We start from the raw sequence: 15,016 nt of genomic DNA on the forward strand, positions 1-15,016 counted from the left end.
ACTGATCGTAGCACCGGCGGTCGGGCAGGGCCGCATCGGGCCCGTCGGGGCTCGGACGGGTCGCCCGGACAGACGTCCGATTCCCCCCGCGACGTGCCGACACCTAGGATAGGAAGACGTGACTCCCGCCGATCTCGCCGCCGTCATCCGCGCCGCCCTCATCTCCGTTCTCGCCGACCGCGGGGCCGACACGTCGGTCGTTCCGGAGTCGGTGACGGTGGAGCGGCCGCGCAACCCCGAGCACGGGGACTACGCGACGAACATCGCTCTCCAACTGGCCAAGAAGGTGGGGTCGGCCCCTCGCGAGTTGGCGCAGGATCTCGCGACCGCGCTGGTGGCCGACCCGGGCGTGGCCTCGGCCGAGATCGCCGGACCGGGGTTCCTCAACATCTGTCTCGATTCCGGGGCCCAGGGCTCGCTCGTCGCCACAGTGCTCTCCGCGGGCGAGGAGTACGGCAACGGGGACGCGATGGCCGGCCGCCGGGTGAACCTGGAGTTCGTCTCCGCGAACCCCACCGGGCCCATCCACCTGGGCGGTACACGCTGGGCGGCGGTCGGTGACGCCCTCGGTCGTGTGATCGAGGCCTCCGGCGCAGCGGTCACGCGTGAGTACTACTTCAACGACCACGGGGCGCAGATCGACCGCTTCAGCCGTTCGCTGGCCGCGGCTGCCCGCGGCGAGGCGACCCCCGAGGACGGCTACGCGGGGGCGTACATCCAGGACATCGCGTCGAACGTGGTCGCCGAGCACCCGGACGTGCTGGAGCAGCCGGAGTCCGAGGCCCTCGAGACGTTCCGAGCGGTCGGCGTGGACCTGATGTTCAGCCACATCAAGAACTCGCTGGCCGAGTTCGGAACCGTCTTCGACGTCTACACCCACGAGAACTCGATGTTCACCTCCGGTGCGGTGGACCGCGCGATCGAGACGCTCAAGGGCAACGGGAACCTCTACGAATCCGAGGGAGCCTGGTGGCTCCGGTCCACCGCGTTCGGTGACGACAAGGACCGCGTGGTTCTCAAGTCCGACGGCGACGCCGCCTACATCGCCGGTGACATCGCCTACTTCCTGGACAAGCGCGAACGCGGCTTCGACCTGTGCATCTACATGTTGGGAGCCGACCACCACGGGTACATCGCCCGGCTCAAGGCCGCCGCAGCGGCCCTGGGCGATGACCCGGCGACGATCGAGGTGCTCATCGGTCAGATGGTCAACCTCGTCAGGGACGGCGCCCCGGTCAAGATGAGCAAGCGGGCGGGAACCGTCATCACGCTCGACGACCTCGTCGACGCCATCGGCGTCGATGCCGCGCGGTACGCGCTGATCCGGTCCTCGGTCGACCAGACGATGGACATCGACCTGGCGCTGTGGACGTCGGCGACGAACGACAACCCCGTCTTCTACGTGCAGTACGCGCACGCCCGTCTCTGCTCCCTGGCGCGCAACGCCGCCGATCTGGGGGTCACCCCCGAGGGCGCGGACCTGGCGCTGCTCACCGAGGACCGGGAGGGTGCGCTCATCCGCACCATCGGTGAATTCCCCCGGGTCGTCGCCAGCGCCGCGGACCTGCGCGAGCCCCACCGTATCGCGCGCTACCTCGAGGAGTTGGCCGCCGCGTATCACCGCTTCTACGACACCTGTCGTGTGCTGCCGATGGGGGACGAGGAGCCGGGCCCGCTGCACGCCGCCCGGTTCGCGTTGAGTACGGCCACCCGGCAGACCCTCGCGAACGGCCTCCGCCTGATCGGCGTCAGCGCACCGGAGAAGATGTGAGCGCCCACCCCGCCGGGGCCCGGCACGAGGTCCCGCACGCGCCGGGGATCGGTGAGCGGCCCGCCGACGCGAACGACGTCATGGCACTGGCGCCCTCCGTGTGGCCACGCGGTGCCGACCGGCGCGACGACGGAGTGGTGGAGTTCGCGGGTGTCACCGCGAGCGAGCTCGCCGCGGAGTTCGGTACGCCACTGTTCGTGATCGACGAGGACGATTTCCGCTCCCGGTGCCGCGAGATGGCGGAAGCGTTCGGCGGGGCGGACCGCGTGCACTACGCATCCAAGGCGTTCCTGACCACGGAGACTGCTCGCTGGGTCGCCGAGGAGGGGCTGGGGCTGGACGTCGCCTCGGGCGGCGAGCTCGCGATCGCGCTGAGGGCCGGGTTCCCGCCCGAACGGATCACCGTCCACGGAAACAACAAGTCAGCGGACGAGCTGCGCCTGGCCGTCCGCAGTGGCGTCGCCCACGTCGTGATCGACGCGATGTCGGAGATCGAGATGCTCGACCGGATCGCCGGTGAGGAGGGCGTCGTCCAGGACGTGTTCATCCGGGTCACGGTCGGCGTCGAGGCCCACACCCACGAATTCATCGCGACCGCCCACGAGGACCAGAAGTTCGGCTTCTCGCTCGCGGGCGGTGCGGCGATGCAGGCCGTCCGCGCGGTGTTCGACGCGCCGAACATCCGGCTGACCGGGCTGCACAGTCACATCGGGTCCCAGATCTTCGATATCGACGGGTTCGAACTCGCGGCGCGACGGGTGATCGGACTGCTGCGCGAGATCGTCGACGAGTTCGGCGCCGAGCGGACAGCTCAGCTCGACCACCTCGATCTCGGCGGCGGTCTCGGCATCAGCTACGTCTCGTCGGACGATCCGCCGCCGGTGGCCCAGTTGGCGGCGTCCCTGCGGGAGATCGTCGAGGGTTTCGCCCGGGATGCCGGCCTCGTCCCTCCGACGCTGGTCGTCGAGCCCGGTCGTGCCATCGCCGGCCCGGGCACGGTCACGCTGTACGAGGTGGGCGTGGTCAAGGACGTCGAGCTCGCGGGCGGGGAGAACCGGCGCTACATCAGTGTCGACGGCGGGATGAGTGACAACATCCGCACGGCCCTGTACGACGCCGTCTACGACGCCCGGCTGGTGGGACGCTCGTCAGACGCCGAGCCAGTGGTGTCCAGGCTGGTCGGCAAACACTGCGAAAGCGGCGACGTGGTGGTGCGCGACCTGTGGATGCCGGAGGACGTGGGTGGCGGTGACCTGGTGGCCGTCGCGGCCACGGGCGCATACTGCTACTCCATGTCGAGCCGATACAACATGATCGGGCGACCCGCCGTGGTGGCGGTGCGCGACGGGCGGGCACGATTGGTGCTGCGCCGTGAGACCCTGGACGATCTGACGAGCCTGGAGGTGGGACAGTGAGCGACGCAAGCGCGTCAGGCGTGCGACCCGTGGGGGTGGCGGTGCTCGGGATGGGCACCGTCGGATCCGAGGTCATCCGCTACATGACCGAGAACGCCGACGCACTAGCGGCCCGCATCGGCGCGCCCCTGGCCCTCCGCGGCGTGGCGGTGCGCGATCTCACAAAGGATCGCGGGCTCGATCCGGACCTGCTCACCGCGGACCCGTCGTCGTTGGTCGCGCGCGACGACGTCGACGTCGTCGTCGAGCTCATGGGCGGCATCGACGTGCCGCGTCCGCTCCTCCTCGAGGCGCTGCGCCACGGCAAGGCCGTGGTGACGGCCAACAAGGCGCTGCTCGCGGAGTACACGGACGAACTGGCGGCGGTGGCCGACTCCACGCACACCGATCTGTACTTCGAGGCGGCCGTGGCCGGTGCTATCCCGGTGATCGGCCCGCTGCGTCGATCGATGGCCGGCGACCAGGTGGAGCGCGTGCTGGGGATCGTCAACGGCACCACCAACTACATCCTGTCGGAGATGGGTTCGACCGGGGCCGACTACTCGGAGACCCTCGCGGAGGCCTCCCGTCTCGGGTACGCCGAGGCCGACCCCACGGCCGATGTCGAGGGGTATGACGCGGCCGCCAAGGCCGCCATCCTCGCGTCGATCGCGTTCCACAGCCGCGTCACCGCCGGGGATGTCTACCGCGAGGGCATCTCGCGGATCTCGCCGGACGACTTCGAGTCGGCCCGCGACATGGACTGCACCATCAAGCTGCTCGCCATCTGCGAGAAGCTCACCCAGTCGGACGGGTCCGAGGCCGTGTCGGCGCGCGTGTACCCGGCGCTGCTGCCCAACACCCACCCGCTCGCGACGGTGAACGGGGCGTTCAACGCCGTCGTCGTCGAGGCGGAGGCCGCCGGTCGACTCATGTTCTACGGACAGGGTGCGGGAGGTTCCCCGACCGCGTCCGCGGTCCTGGGCGACATGGTCGCCGCCGCCCGCAACAAGGTCGGTGCGGGTCGCGCCCCGGGGGAGTCGACGTACGCCGCTCTTCCGGTCGCCTCCATGGACGAGATCTCGACGCGCTATCACGTGCGCATGCGGGTCGCCGACAAGCCGGGCGTACTCGCCCTCGTCGCCGCCGAGTTCTCGCGGCACGGCGTCTCCATCGCACAGGTGCGACAGACCGAGGTCGAACTGCCGGAGACCGAGCTCGACGATGTCGAGCCCTCCGCGGAGCTCACCGTCCTGACCCACCGGGCGTCGGAGCGCGCGCTCTCCGACACCGTGGCAGCACTGTCGGATCAGGACGCCGTCACGGCCATCACCAGCGTCATCCGTCTCGAGGGAGTGGACACCGAATGAGCAACACCCACCAGCCCGTGCACAGCCGGTGGCCCGGCCTCATCGAGGCCTACCGCGACCGACTCCCGATCGGGGACGACTGGGAGCCGGTGACGCTCTACGAGGGCGGGACCCCGCTCATTCGCGCGACCCACCTGTCCGCCGTGACGGGTTGCGAGGTGTACCTCAAGGTCGAGGGCCTCAACCCGACCGGATCCTTCAAGGACCGGGGCATGACGATGGCGGTGACGGATGCCAAGGCTCGCGGCCAGAAGGCCGTCCTCTGCGCGTCGACGGGCAACACGTCCGCATCGGCGGCCGCCTATGCCACTCGCGCCGGGATGGAGTGCGCCGTGCTCATCCCGCAGGGCAAGATCGCCGCCGGCAAGCTCGCCCAGGCCGTGATGCACGGGGCCACCATCATCCAGGTCGACGGCAACTTCGACGACTGTCTGGAGTTGGCGCGCAAGACCACCGCCACCTACGCCGAGATCGGGTTGGTCAACTCGGTCAACCCGGTCCGGATCGAGGGACAGAAGACGGCGGCGTTCGAGATCGTCGATGTTCTCGGGCGCGCCCCCGACCTGCACTTCCTGCCCGTCGGCAACGCGGGCAACATCACCGCGTACTGGAAGGGTTACACCGAGTACCACGCCGATGGGATCATCTCGTCCCGCCCGCGGATGATGGGTGTGCAGGCCGCCGGCGCCGCACCGCTGGTCGACGGCGCCCCGGTCAAGAACCCCGAGACCATCGCCACCGCCATCCGGATCGGCTCCCCGGCGTCGTGGGACGGCGCGGTGACCGCCCGCGACGAGTCCGGGGGGACGTTCCGCAAGCGCACCGACGAGCAGATCCTCGAGGCGTACCGCATGGTCGCCGGCAAGGATGCCGTCTATGTCGAGCCCGCCTCCGCGGCCTCGGTGGCGGGGTTGCTCGACGCGCACGCGGGCGGTGAGCTGGAGGCGGGACAGACCATCGTGTGCACCGTGACCGGCAACGGACTCAAGGACCCGGACACCGCTCTGCTGGGGATGCCCGAGGTCGAGGCCATCCCGGTGGATCCGTCGGCCGTCGCCGGCGCCCTCGGCCTGCAGTGAGCGAGGTGAGCGGTCCCGGCCCGGAGGTCTTCGGCAGCTCGGGTGGGCACATCCTGCCGGTCGGGCGCACGGTCACGATCGAGGTACCGGCGTCCAGCGCGAACCTCGGGCCGGGTTTCGACGCTCTCGGGGTGGCCCTGGGGCTGTACGACACGATCACGGTGACCACGATCGACTCCGGCCTCGAGTTGGAGGTGTCGGGGGAGGGCGCCGGTCAGGTTCCCGAGGACGCCTCGCACCTGGTGGCCAAGGCCGTCGAGGCCGGGCTGCGTGCCGGTGGCGTGGGTGTGCCGGGCGTACGGATCTCCTGCCGGAACGCGATCCCGCACTCCCGCGGTCTCGGGTCGTCGGCGTCCGCCGCGGTCGGCGGACTGGTCGCGGCGAACGGTCTGATGGGCGGGGTGCTGACGAACGACCACCTGGTCCAGCTCTCGAGCGAGTTCGAGGGCCACCCGGACAACGCGGCGGCCAGTGTCCTCGGCGGGGTCGTGGTGTCGTGGACGGAGCGCTCGGCGACCGGCGTGCACTACCGTGCGGTCCGCATGGAGGTGGATCCCTCGATCGTCGCCACCGTTCTGGTGCCGTCCGAGACGTCGTCGACCGCGCAGACCCGCGGCCTGCTCCCGGCCACCGTCCCGCACGAGGACGCGGCCTTCAACGCGAGCCGCGCCGCGCTGATGTCGGTCGCGCTCGCGGCCCATCCGGAGTTCCTGCTGGCCGCGACCGAGGATCGGCTCCACCAGTCCTACCGGGCCCCGGCCCTGGTCGGCACCACCGAGTGGGTCACCAGACTGCGTGAGCGGGGTCTCGCGGCGACGGTCTCCGGCGCCGGCCCGACCGTGCTGGTGTTGGGCACCGACGGGTTGCCGACCGACCTGCGCGCCGATGCCGAGGCGCAGGGATGGACGGTGCTGGACCTGCAGATCGCGGACGGTGCCCGGGTCGTGGCCGGAGACTGACACCCGGTCGGGCGACGCCCCGTCCGATCGGTAGAGCGTCCCTTCGAGACCCCGTCGGAGGGATTCAGTCGGACGCCTCCGGGGCGATCGTCGTGATCTCGTAGTCGCCCGCGGCGTGGCGCGCCCGGATCCTGATCTTGTCGAACTTTCCGACCGTGGTCTGCGGGATGTGGTCGACGAAAGCCCAGTGATCCGGGCGCTTCCAGTTCTCCACGACGCCCTCGAGACCCTCCCAGAGGGCGCGGGCGGACGCGGTCGCCCCGGTCTTGAGCTGGACCAGGACGAGCGGCCGGTTGCCCCAGCGTTCGTCCGGGACACCGACCACGGCCACCTCTGCGACCCGGTCGTCGAGCAGGACCGCGTGTTCGAGTTCGACCGTCGAGATCAGTTCACCGCCGGAGGCGATGATGTCGTCGACCCGGTCCACCACGTCGAGGTAGCCCTTGGGGGAGATGCTGGCCACGTCCCCGGTGCGTAGCCATCCGTCGACGAAGCGATCGGAGGCCTCGTCGCCGAGGTAGCGGGCCGTCACCCACGGGCCGCGGATCTGGAGTTCGCCGACGGACCACCCGTCGTTGTGCTGGACCCGGCCGCCGTCCACGATGCGTGCCTTCACTCCGGCGGGGAACCGTCCCTGACCGAGCATCTGTGCGCGTCGCCGGGTCGCGGAGGAGTGGGGGTCCGGTCGCGCGAACGTCGCGATGGGGCTGGACTCGGTGAGTCCGTAGGCCTGCATGATCGTGACCCCGTGACGCTCGACGAACGCGTCGAACAGGGCCTCGGGGACGGGTGATCCGCCGACGAGGACCTCGCTGAGATGCGCGATCGATTGCGGATGGTTCTCCAGCCGCCGGAGTAGCCGTTGGAGGGTGGCCGGTGTGGTGGCCATCTTGTTCGGCCTGTATGTGCGCAGCAGGTCGGCCATGTCGTGGCCGGTGGTGAGCACCCGGCCGGGCCGTGGTCGCGCGGTGATGAGGCCGGCGCCGGTCATGAAGGCGGCGTACGGCAGCCCCCAGGACATGACGTGGTATATCGGCACGGTGGTCAGGACGGTGTCGCCGCTGCGCAGGGCCGCGCTCTCGGCCATGGACATCTGCATGGAGTGCAGCCAGATGGACCGGTGGGTGTAGGCGACGCCCTTGGACGCGCCGGTGGTGCCGGAGGTGTAGGCGATCGCCGCGGCGGAGCGTTCATCGAGGTCGGGCCACGGGTAGGTGGTGGGTTGGCCGTCGAGGAGGGTCTCGAGGGCGTGGACGTCGGCATCGAGCTCGCCGAGGTCTGGGGGTACCCGACCGTCGACGACGACGAGGTGGCGCAGCGAATCGAGCTGCGCGGCCACCGGGAGTGCCGAGGAGAGCAGCTCCGGGTCGACGAGTACGACCGACACCCGGTTGTCGCTCAGGACGGAGAGCATGAACTCCCGCGAGCGGAGGACGTTCACCGGGAGGGCGACCGCGCCCATCGCGGGGAGGGCGAACATCGCCTCGACGACCTCGGTGCGGCTGCCGGACAGGATGCCCACCACATCGCCGGGTCGTACCCCGAGCCCGGCGAGGGCGTGCGCGGTGGCGGCCGCGCGGGAGGCCAGCACGTCGTATCGCACCGGACGGGGTTCCAGGTCGCCGACGAATCCGGTGACAGTGGACCCACCGTGTCGTTCCGCCGCGTGCTCGAGGATCCGGGACACGAGCAGTGGCGTGTCCAGCATCGTTCCGAGCACGGTCACCTCCGAGGTCGTGTGGCCCTTGTCGTGTGCTGTACGTTACCGCCCGCATCCGACGCGGTGACCGCCAGTCGCGACTCGCGGAAGGGGGACCTGCGCGCGATCGGCCACAGAGTAGTATGCTTGCACCCAGCCACGGGCGCCCGGTCGTCCCAGCATTCCGAGTCAATCCTCGCAGCACCCTCCGCACCAGGTCGGTGTGGTGTGGATCGGACTCGGTGGGACAGGCCGATCGGCGAGTGGCGTACAGGGATCCCCACTATCGAGCGGTTCTCCCCTCACGAGGATCCCCCTCAGACGAAAGATCCGTGTCCGGCCACGTTGCCGCCACGGAAGGCCCCAGCGGCCACCCCGGGACGCCGAGTCCGCTTCCCGGACACCTGCTCGATGCGAGGCGGCGTACACCGCCCCGGCCCCGGGCCCAGAAAGGATCCCCGTGACCTCGACGGACACCACTTCCACGCCAGCACAGGGTGCCTCGCTGTCGGCGATGCGCCTGAACGACCTCAAGTCGCTGGCCCAGCAGATGGGCCTCAAAGGCCTGTCGGGTAAGCGCAAGGGCGACCTCGTCGCGATGATCGAGGGCGCCCGGGGTGGCAGGCCCGCGCCGGCCCGTGAGCCCGCCCCGAAGACCGCGCCCGCCCCGAAAACCGAACCCGCGGTGGCCGACGAGCCTGCGGCGAAGGCCGAGTCGGCTCCGGAGAAGACGCCGGACCGCGATGAGGCGTCTGCACGAGACGAGGCGTCTGCACGGAGCGGGGCGCCCGCCCCGCCGACCGAGTCCGGCCGACGGGATCGTGGCGACAGGGCCGGGGGCGGTGCGGAGAACCCCCGGGGCGGGTCGGATGACTCCGACTCCGGTCGCCAGGGGGACCGCTCCAGTCGCGAGGACGGCAACCGCGGTGGCGGGCAGCGTCAGGGGCGCAACCAGCAGAACCGGGATCAGCAGGGCGGCCGCAACCGCGATCAGCAGGGCGGCCGCAACGACCAGGGCAACCAGGGCGGCAACCGCGATCAGCAGGGCGGGCGCAACGACCAGACCGACCAGGGCGGCGGCGACAACGGCCCCCGCGGTGACGGTCAGAACCGGGATGACGACGGAGGAGGCCGCGGCCGTCGCAGCCGCCGGCGCCGCGAGCGCAATCGCGGCGGGGGGCGCCCGGCCGAGGGTGAGACGGAGGTGCGGGACGACGACGTCCTGCAGCCGGTCGCGGGCATCCTCGACGTGCTGGACAACTACGCGTTCGTCCGCACGTCCGGTTACCTCGCGGGACCCAACGACGTCTACGTCTCCATGAACATGATCCGTCGTCACGGCCTGCGTCGCGGTGACGCGATCACCGGCGCGGTGAAGATGCCCCGCGACGGCCAGAACGACGGCCAGGGCGGCGGCCAAGGCGGCGGCGGGGGCCAGGGTGGCGGCAAGAACCGTCAGAAGTTCAACCCGCTGGTCCGCATCGACACCGTCAACGGTGGCCCGGTGGACCAGGTTCGCAACCGCCCGGATTTCGCGAAGCTCACCCCGCTGTACCCCAACCAGCGACTGCGCCTCGAGACCGAGAAGAACATCATCTCGACCCGCGTGATCGACCTGATCATGCCGATCGGCAAGGGGCAGCGCGCGCTGATCGTCTCCCCGCCCAAGGCCGGTAAGACCACGATCCTGCAGAACATCGCCAACTCGATCGCGGTCAACAACCCGGAGTGCCACCTCATGGTCGTCCTCGTCGACGAGCGGCCGGAGGAGGTCACCGACATGCAGCGTTCGGTGAAGGGCGAGGTCATCGCCTCGACTTTCGACCGTCCGCCGTCGGACCACACGCAGGTCGCGGAGCTCGCGATCGAGCGGGCCAAGCGTCTGGTGGAGATGGGGCAGGACGTCGTCGTCCTCCTCGACTCCATCACGCGACTCGGCCGCGCCTACAACAACTCCTCGCCCGCCTCGGGTCGCATCCTGTCCGGCGGCGTCGACTCCACGGCCCTGTACCCGCCCAAGCGGTTCCTCGGCGCGGCGCGCAACATCGAGAACGGTGGATCGCTGACGATCATCTCCACCGCGATGGTGGAGACCGGCTCGGCCGGCGATACGGTGATCTTCGAGGAGTTCAAGGGCACCGGCAACGCCGAGCTCAAACTGGACCGTCGCATCGCCGAGCGGCGGGTGTTCCCCGCGGTCGACGTGGGACCCTCGGGGACGCGCAAGGAAGAGCTGCTCATGACCCCCGAGGAAGCCGGGATCATGCACAAGTTGCGCCGCGTGCTTTCGGGGCTGGACTCCCACCAGGCCATCGACCTGCTCATGTCGCAGTTGCGCAAGACCAACAACAACTACGAATTCCTGCTGCAGGTGGCCAAGACGACGCCCACCCTGCCGCAGGACGAGGAGTGAGCGGGAACGAGGGACGGTCGCCGTCCTCGATCGACGACGTCCTGGCCGAGTACGGGGGCCTCGAGACGCAGTTGTCCGACCCCGCTCTGCATGAGGACGCCACCGCCGCCCGCCGGGTGGGCAAACGCTTCGCCGAACTCACCCCGATCGTGCAGTGTCACCGTGCCCTGGTGTCCACGCGCGAGGACGCCGCCGCGGCGCGGGAGCTCGCCGGCGACGATTCCTCGTTCGCCGGGGAGGCCGAGGAGCTGGAGGCTGAGGCGGCCGAGCTCGAGACCCGCCTGGCCGACCTGCTGGCGCCCCGCGACCCACACGATGCGGACGACGTGGTCATGGAGATCAAGTCGGGGGAGGGCGGCGAGGAGTCCGCACTGTTCGCCGCCGACCTCGCCCGCATGTACACGCGGTACGCCGAGAAACACGGATGGGTGATCGAGGTCCTCGGCCTCACGGAGTCTGACCTCGGCGGGTACAAGGACGCGACCTTCTCCATCCGGGCTCGCCAGCCGTCTCGCGACGGGGTGTGGTCCCGACTCAAGTTCGAGGGCGGGGTGCACCGGGTCCAGCGGGTGCCGGTCACCGAGTCCCAGGGCCGGGTCCACACCTCGGCCGCGGGCGTGTTCGTCTACCCGGAGCCCGAGGACGTGGGTCCGGTCGAGATCGACGAGTCCGACCTGCGCATCGACGTCTACCGCTCATCCGGCAAGGGCGGGCAGGGCGTCAACACCACCGACTCCGCGGTGCGGATCACCCACCTGCCCACCGGCACGGTCGTCACGTGTCAGAACGAACGCAGTCAGCTGCAGAACAAGCAACGCGCGTTGCAGGTGCTCGCGGCGCGACTCCAGGCCGCCGCCGAGGAGGCCGCCAACGCCGAGGCGTCTGAGGGCCGGGCCACCCAGGTCCGCACCGTCGACCGGTCGGAGCGCATCCGCACCTACAACTTCCCGGAGAACCGCATCGCCGACCACCGCGTGGGGTTCAAGGCGCACAATCTCGACGCCGTGCTGGACGGTGACCTCGACGCGGTGCTCGACGCCCTCGCCACCGAGGAGCGGCGGCGACGAATGGAAGAGGCCTAGGCCGTGAACGCGCGCCCGGCCGGGGTGACCGGGGTCGTGCGTTCGGCCGCGCAGACGCTCGGCGCGGCGGGCGTCGACTCCGCGCACGTCGAGGCCCAGCTCATCTGTGCGCACGTGCTCGGCATCGACCGCACCCGGCTCATGCTCGCCGACGACCTCGACGCGGCCGCGGTGAGTGAGGTCGAGCGGATCGTCGCCGCCCGCGCCCGCGACCGGACCCCCCTGCAGTACCTGCTCGGCCGCGCGGTCTCCGGACGGCTCGAGTTGGCCGTCGGGCCGGGGGTGTTCATCCCGCGACCGGAGACCGAGTTGCTCGTCGAGTCGACGCTCGCGGCCCTGCCAGCACCGGGCCCCGGTCCCGGCCCGGTCGTGGTGGACCTCTGCGCCGGCAGCGGCACCCTCGCGTTGGAGATCGCCCACGCCCGGCCCGACGCCCGCGTCCACGCCGTAGAACTGCACGAGGCCGCGCTGGAGTGGCTGCGCCGCAACGCCGCCGAGCGCGCCGCCGTAGGGGACACCCCGATCGAGGTCCACCACGCCGACGCCACCGACGCCGACGCTCTCGGCCACCTGCGGGGCCGCGCCGCCGCGGTGGTGTCCAACCCCCCGTACATCCCGGTCACCGACGACCTCCCCGCCGACGTCCTCGCGCACGAGCCGGCGACGGCGCTGTTCGGGGGACGGGACGGCCTCGTCGTCGTCACCCCCCTCGTCGGCGTGGCCGCCGCCCTCCTCGTCCCGGGAGGGCACCTCGCCGTGGAGCACGACGACACCACCGGCGCCGCGGTCGCCGCGGTCGTGGCCGCGCAGGGGGGCTTCGGTACCGTGGAGCAGCACACCGACCTCGCCGGCCGACCGCGATTCGTCACCGCGACGCGACTAGACGCGGGCCACGACGACACACACGACGACGACCACGACGACGACGACAAGGTCGACACGACAGTCCGGAAGGGGACCACCCGGTGACCATCACCTACGACTGCACCGAGGACACCGGCCGCGAGGTCGGTCTCAGTTCCGCTGCCGGCGCCCTGCGCTCGGGCCGGCTGGTCGTGACCCCCACCGACACGCTCTACGGCATCGCCGCCGATGCCTTCGACCCGGACGCGGTGGTCTCGCTGCTGTCCGCCAAGCGCCGTGGCCCGGACATGCCGGTGCCGGTCCTGGTCGGCTCGTGGGAGACCATCGACGGCCTCGTCGTGAGCACCCCGGCCGCCGCCCGCGACCTCATCCGCGCCTTCTGGCCGGGGGGCTTGAGTCTCATCGTGCACCAGGCACCGTCCCTGGGCTGGGACCTCGGCCAGACCCGCGGCACGGTCATGCTCCGGATGCCGCTGCACCCCGTCGCCATCGAACTCCTGCGCGAGGTCGGCCCGCTCGCGGTGTCCAGTGCCAACGTCTCCGGTCAACCGCCGGCCACCACCGTGGCCCAGGCCCGGGAGCAGCTCGGCGACTCGGTGGCCGTGTACCTCGACGGCGGCCCGTGTGCGATCGGCCAGCCCTCGACGATCGTCGACCTCACCGGGCCCGGTCCGCGCATCGTCCGCGAGGGCGCGGTGACCGCCGAGCGCGTGGGAGAGGTCCTCGCCGTCGACCCCGCGGTCCTGCGCGGCTGAACCATGGGTGCCGGGGTCCCGTTCCGGGAGCTGCTGCTCATCGCGGTCACCGCCGGACTGGTCACCTTCGTCGTCACCGGTCTGGTCAGGGGAGTGGCACCCGCGATCGGCGGGCTCGCCTACCCGCGGGAGCGGGACGTGCACCAGGTCCCCACCCCCCGGCTCGGCGGGGTGGGCATCTTCACCGGGATGCTCATCGCCGTCTACCTCGCCGCGCAGCTGCCGGCCCTGAACCGGGCCTTCCCGCCCTTCGCCCCCGACGTGGAGGCCACCATCGTCGCCGGCGGGGTGATCGTGCTGGTGGGGATCGTGGACGACATCCTCGGGCTCGGGGCCGTCACCAAACTCGCGGGCCAGGCCGCCGCGGCCGGGGTCCTGGTCGCGATGGGCGTGTCGTGGACGCTGCTGTACATCCCCTTCGGGGACGGCAACATCCTCGTCCTCGACCAGCTCCAGGCCGGACTGCTCACGGTCGTGTTCACACTGACGATCGTCAACGCGATGAACTTCGTGGACGGACTCGACGGGCTCGCCGCCGGACTCGGGGCCATCGCGGCCACGGCGATCTGCGTGTTCTCCGTGGGCATCATGCTGGACCAGGGCGGGACCGTCGGGGCCTACCCGCCGGCACTGGTCACCGCGGTCCTGGCCGGGGCGCTCATCGGGTTCCTGCCCCACAATTTCCAACCCGCCCGGATCTTCATGGGCGACTCCGGGTCCATGCTGATCGGACTGGTCCTCGCCGCGGCCTCGACGAGCGCCTCCGGGAAGATCTCACAGAGCCTGTACGGGCCCCAGGACATGATCGTCCTGCTCTCGCCGGTGATCGTGGTCGCGGCCGCGATGTTCGTGCCGATGCTCGACCTGGTCATGGCGGTGGTGCGGCGGGTCGGGGCCGGCCGTAGCCCCTTCGCGCCCGACAAGATGCACCTGCACCACCGGCTGCTCGCGCTGGGGCACTCCCACCGGAGGGTCGCGCTGGTCATCTACGCGTGGGTCTCCCTCATCGCGTTCGGGGCCGTCGGGGCGACGATGCTGCCCACCGAGGTGATCGTCCCCGCGATCGCGGCCGGTCTCCTCTCCGTCCTGGCGGCGACCCTCGTCCCTCGCCTCCGCAGTTCGCGCGGGAAGCACCGGACGGCCGACGGACCCCGATCCCCGGGCGACTAGGCTGCGGGGTATGGACGACACCCCCGGACACGACGCCCCCGGACACCAGGTCGAGAGCGCCCACACCATCGGACTACGCAGGGCGGTGACCCTCGGCGCCGCCGCGCTCGCCGTGCTCATGGTGATCAGCGCAGGGCTGTGGTGGGCGGTGGATGGTCGCTCCGGCCTGTGGGGCGCCCTGCTCGGGGCCGCGATCGGTGGCGTGTTCGTCCTCCTCACCGCGGTGGTGGTGATCGCCACGGCCCGAACCTCACCCCAGGTGACCGGAGCCGTCCTGTTGGGAACGTGGCTCCTCAAGCTCATCGTGGCGATCGGGGTCGTCGCGGCTCTCGAGCCGCTCGACTTCTACTCCAAGCCCGCGTTCGCCACGACCATCGTCGTGGCCATGGTCGTGGTCCTCGCGTCGGAGACGGTGGCCATTCTGCGCACGCGCGCCCCGTACGTGGAGCCCTGAGCTGGG

The 15,016-nt window shown here is 70.9% G+C and carries 12 protein-coding genes; 11 read left to right on the forward strand and 1 reads right to left on the reverse strand.

Annotation, left to right across the window (positions count from 1 at the left end):
• The first annotated feature begins 118 nt into the window (after positions 1-118).
• From argS to thrB, 5 genes are read left to right on the forward strand one after another with little or no spacing between them, the layout of a single operon-like run.
• Positions 119-1,771: an arginine--tRNA ligase gene (gene argS / locus CK206_RS01060; RefSeq protein WP_096905247.1), complete on the forward strand. Its 1,653-nt coding sequence runs from the start codon at positions 119-121 to the stop codon at positions 1,769-1,771.
• The gene (gene lysA, locus CK206_RS01065) at positions 1,768-3,186 is read left to right on the forward strand and encodes a diaminopimelate decarboxylase (protein ID WP_096905248.1); all 1,419 of its coding nucleotides are present in this window, start codon (positions 1,768-1,770) and stop codon (positions 3,184-3,186) included. The genes argS and lysA overlap by 4 nt, the downstream gene beginning before the upstream one ends.
• Complete coding sequence (locus CK206_RS01070; protein ID WP_067718363.1) at positions 3,183-4,535, forward strand: homoserine dehydrogenase; 1,353 nt, start codon at positions 3,183-3,185, stop codon at positions 4,533-4,535. Before lysA ends, CK206_RS01070 begins: the two co-directional genes overlap by 4 nt.
• Positions 4,532-5,614 carry a threonine synthase gene (gene thrC / locus CK206_RS01075; RefSeq protein WP_069389615.1) on the forward strand — a complete coding sequence of 361 codons (1,083 nt, stop codon included), beginning with the start codon at positions 4,532-4,534 and terminating at the stop codon, positions 5,612-5,614. The genes CK206_RS01070 and thrC overlap by 4 nt, the downstream gene beginning before the upstream one ends.
• Positions 5,611-6,573, forward strand: a complete 963-nt coding sequence (gene thrB, locus CK206_RS01080) for a homoserine kinase (protein WP_096905249.1) — start codon at positions 5,611-5,613, stop codon at positions 6,571-6,573. Before thrC ends, thrB begins: the two co-directional genes overlap by 4 nt.
• A 64-nt stretch (positions 6,574-6,637) precedes the next feature.
• Here thrB and CK206_RS01085 read toward each other — a convergent pair whose 3' ends face one another.
• Positions 6,638-8,299, reverse strand: coding sequence for a long-chain-fatty-acid--CoA ligase (locus tag CK206_RS01085; RefSeq protein ID WP_254050438.1), 1,662 nt, complete (start codon positions 8,297-8,299; stop codon positions 6,638-6,640).
• A gap of 433 nt (positions 8,300-8,732) precedes the next feature.
• Between CK206_RS01085 and rho the strand changes: the two genes are divergently transcribed.
• The 6 genes from rho to CK206_RS01115 are packed head-to-tail and all read left to right on the forward strand — an operon-like array spanning position 8,733 to position 15,010.
• Positions 8,733-10,685: a transcription termination factor Rho gene (gene rho, locus CK206_RS01090; protein WP_096905250.1), complete on the forward strand. Its 1,953-nt coding sequence runs from the start codon at positions 8,733-8,735 to the stop codon at positions 10,683-10,685.
• Positions 10,682-11,767 carry a peptide chain release factor 1 gene (gene prfA, locus CK206_RS01095; RefSeq protein WP_096905251.1) on the forward strand — a complete coding sequence of 362 codons (1,086 nt, stop codon included), beginning with the start codon at positions 10,682-10,684 and terminating at the stop codon, positions 11,765-11,767. The genes rho and prfA overlap by 4 nt, the downstream gene beginning before the upstream one ends.
• Positions 11,768-11,770: 3 nt before the next feature.
• Positions 11,771-12,736: a peptide chain release factor N(5)-glutamine methyltransferase gene (gene prmC / locus CK206_RS01100; RefSeq protein WP_096905252.1), complete on the forward strand. Its 966-nt coding sequence runs from the start codon at positions 11,771-11,773 to the stop codon at positions 12,734-12,736.
• Positions 12,733-13,386, forward strand: a complete 654-nt coding sequence (locus CK206_RS01105; RefSeq protein WP_096905253.1) for an L-threonylcarbamoyladenylate synthase — start codon at positions 12,733-12,735, stop codon at positions 13,384-13,386. Before prmC ends, CK206_RS01105 begins: the two co-directional genes overlap by 4 nt.
• Positions 13,387-13,389: 3 nt before the next feature.
• A complete protein-coding gene (locus CK206_RS01110; protein WP_067718345.1) occupies positions 13,390-14,556 on the forward strand; it encodes a glycosyltransferase family 4 protein in 1,167 nt (388 codons plus the stop codon).
• 10 nt (positions 14,557-14,566) lie between these two features.
• A complete protein-coding gene (locus tag CK206_RS01115) occupies positions 14,567-15,010 on the forward strand; it encodes a hypothetical protein (RefSeq protein ID WP_096905254.1) in 444 nt (147 codons plus the stop codon).
• The last annotated feature ends 6 nt before the right edge of the window (positions 15,011-15,016 follow it).

The organism is Dietzia sp. WMMA184 (assembly GCF_002441635.1).
Lineage (GTDB): Bacteria > Actinomycetota > Actinomycetes > Mycobacteriales > Mycobacteriaceae > Dietzia > Dietzia kunjamensis.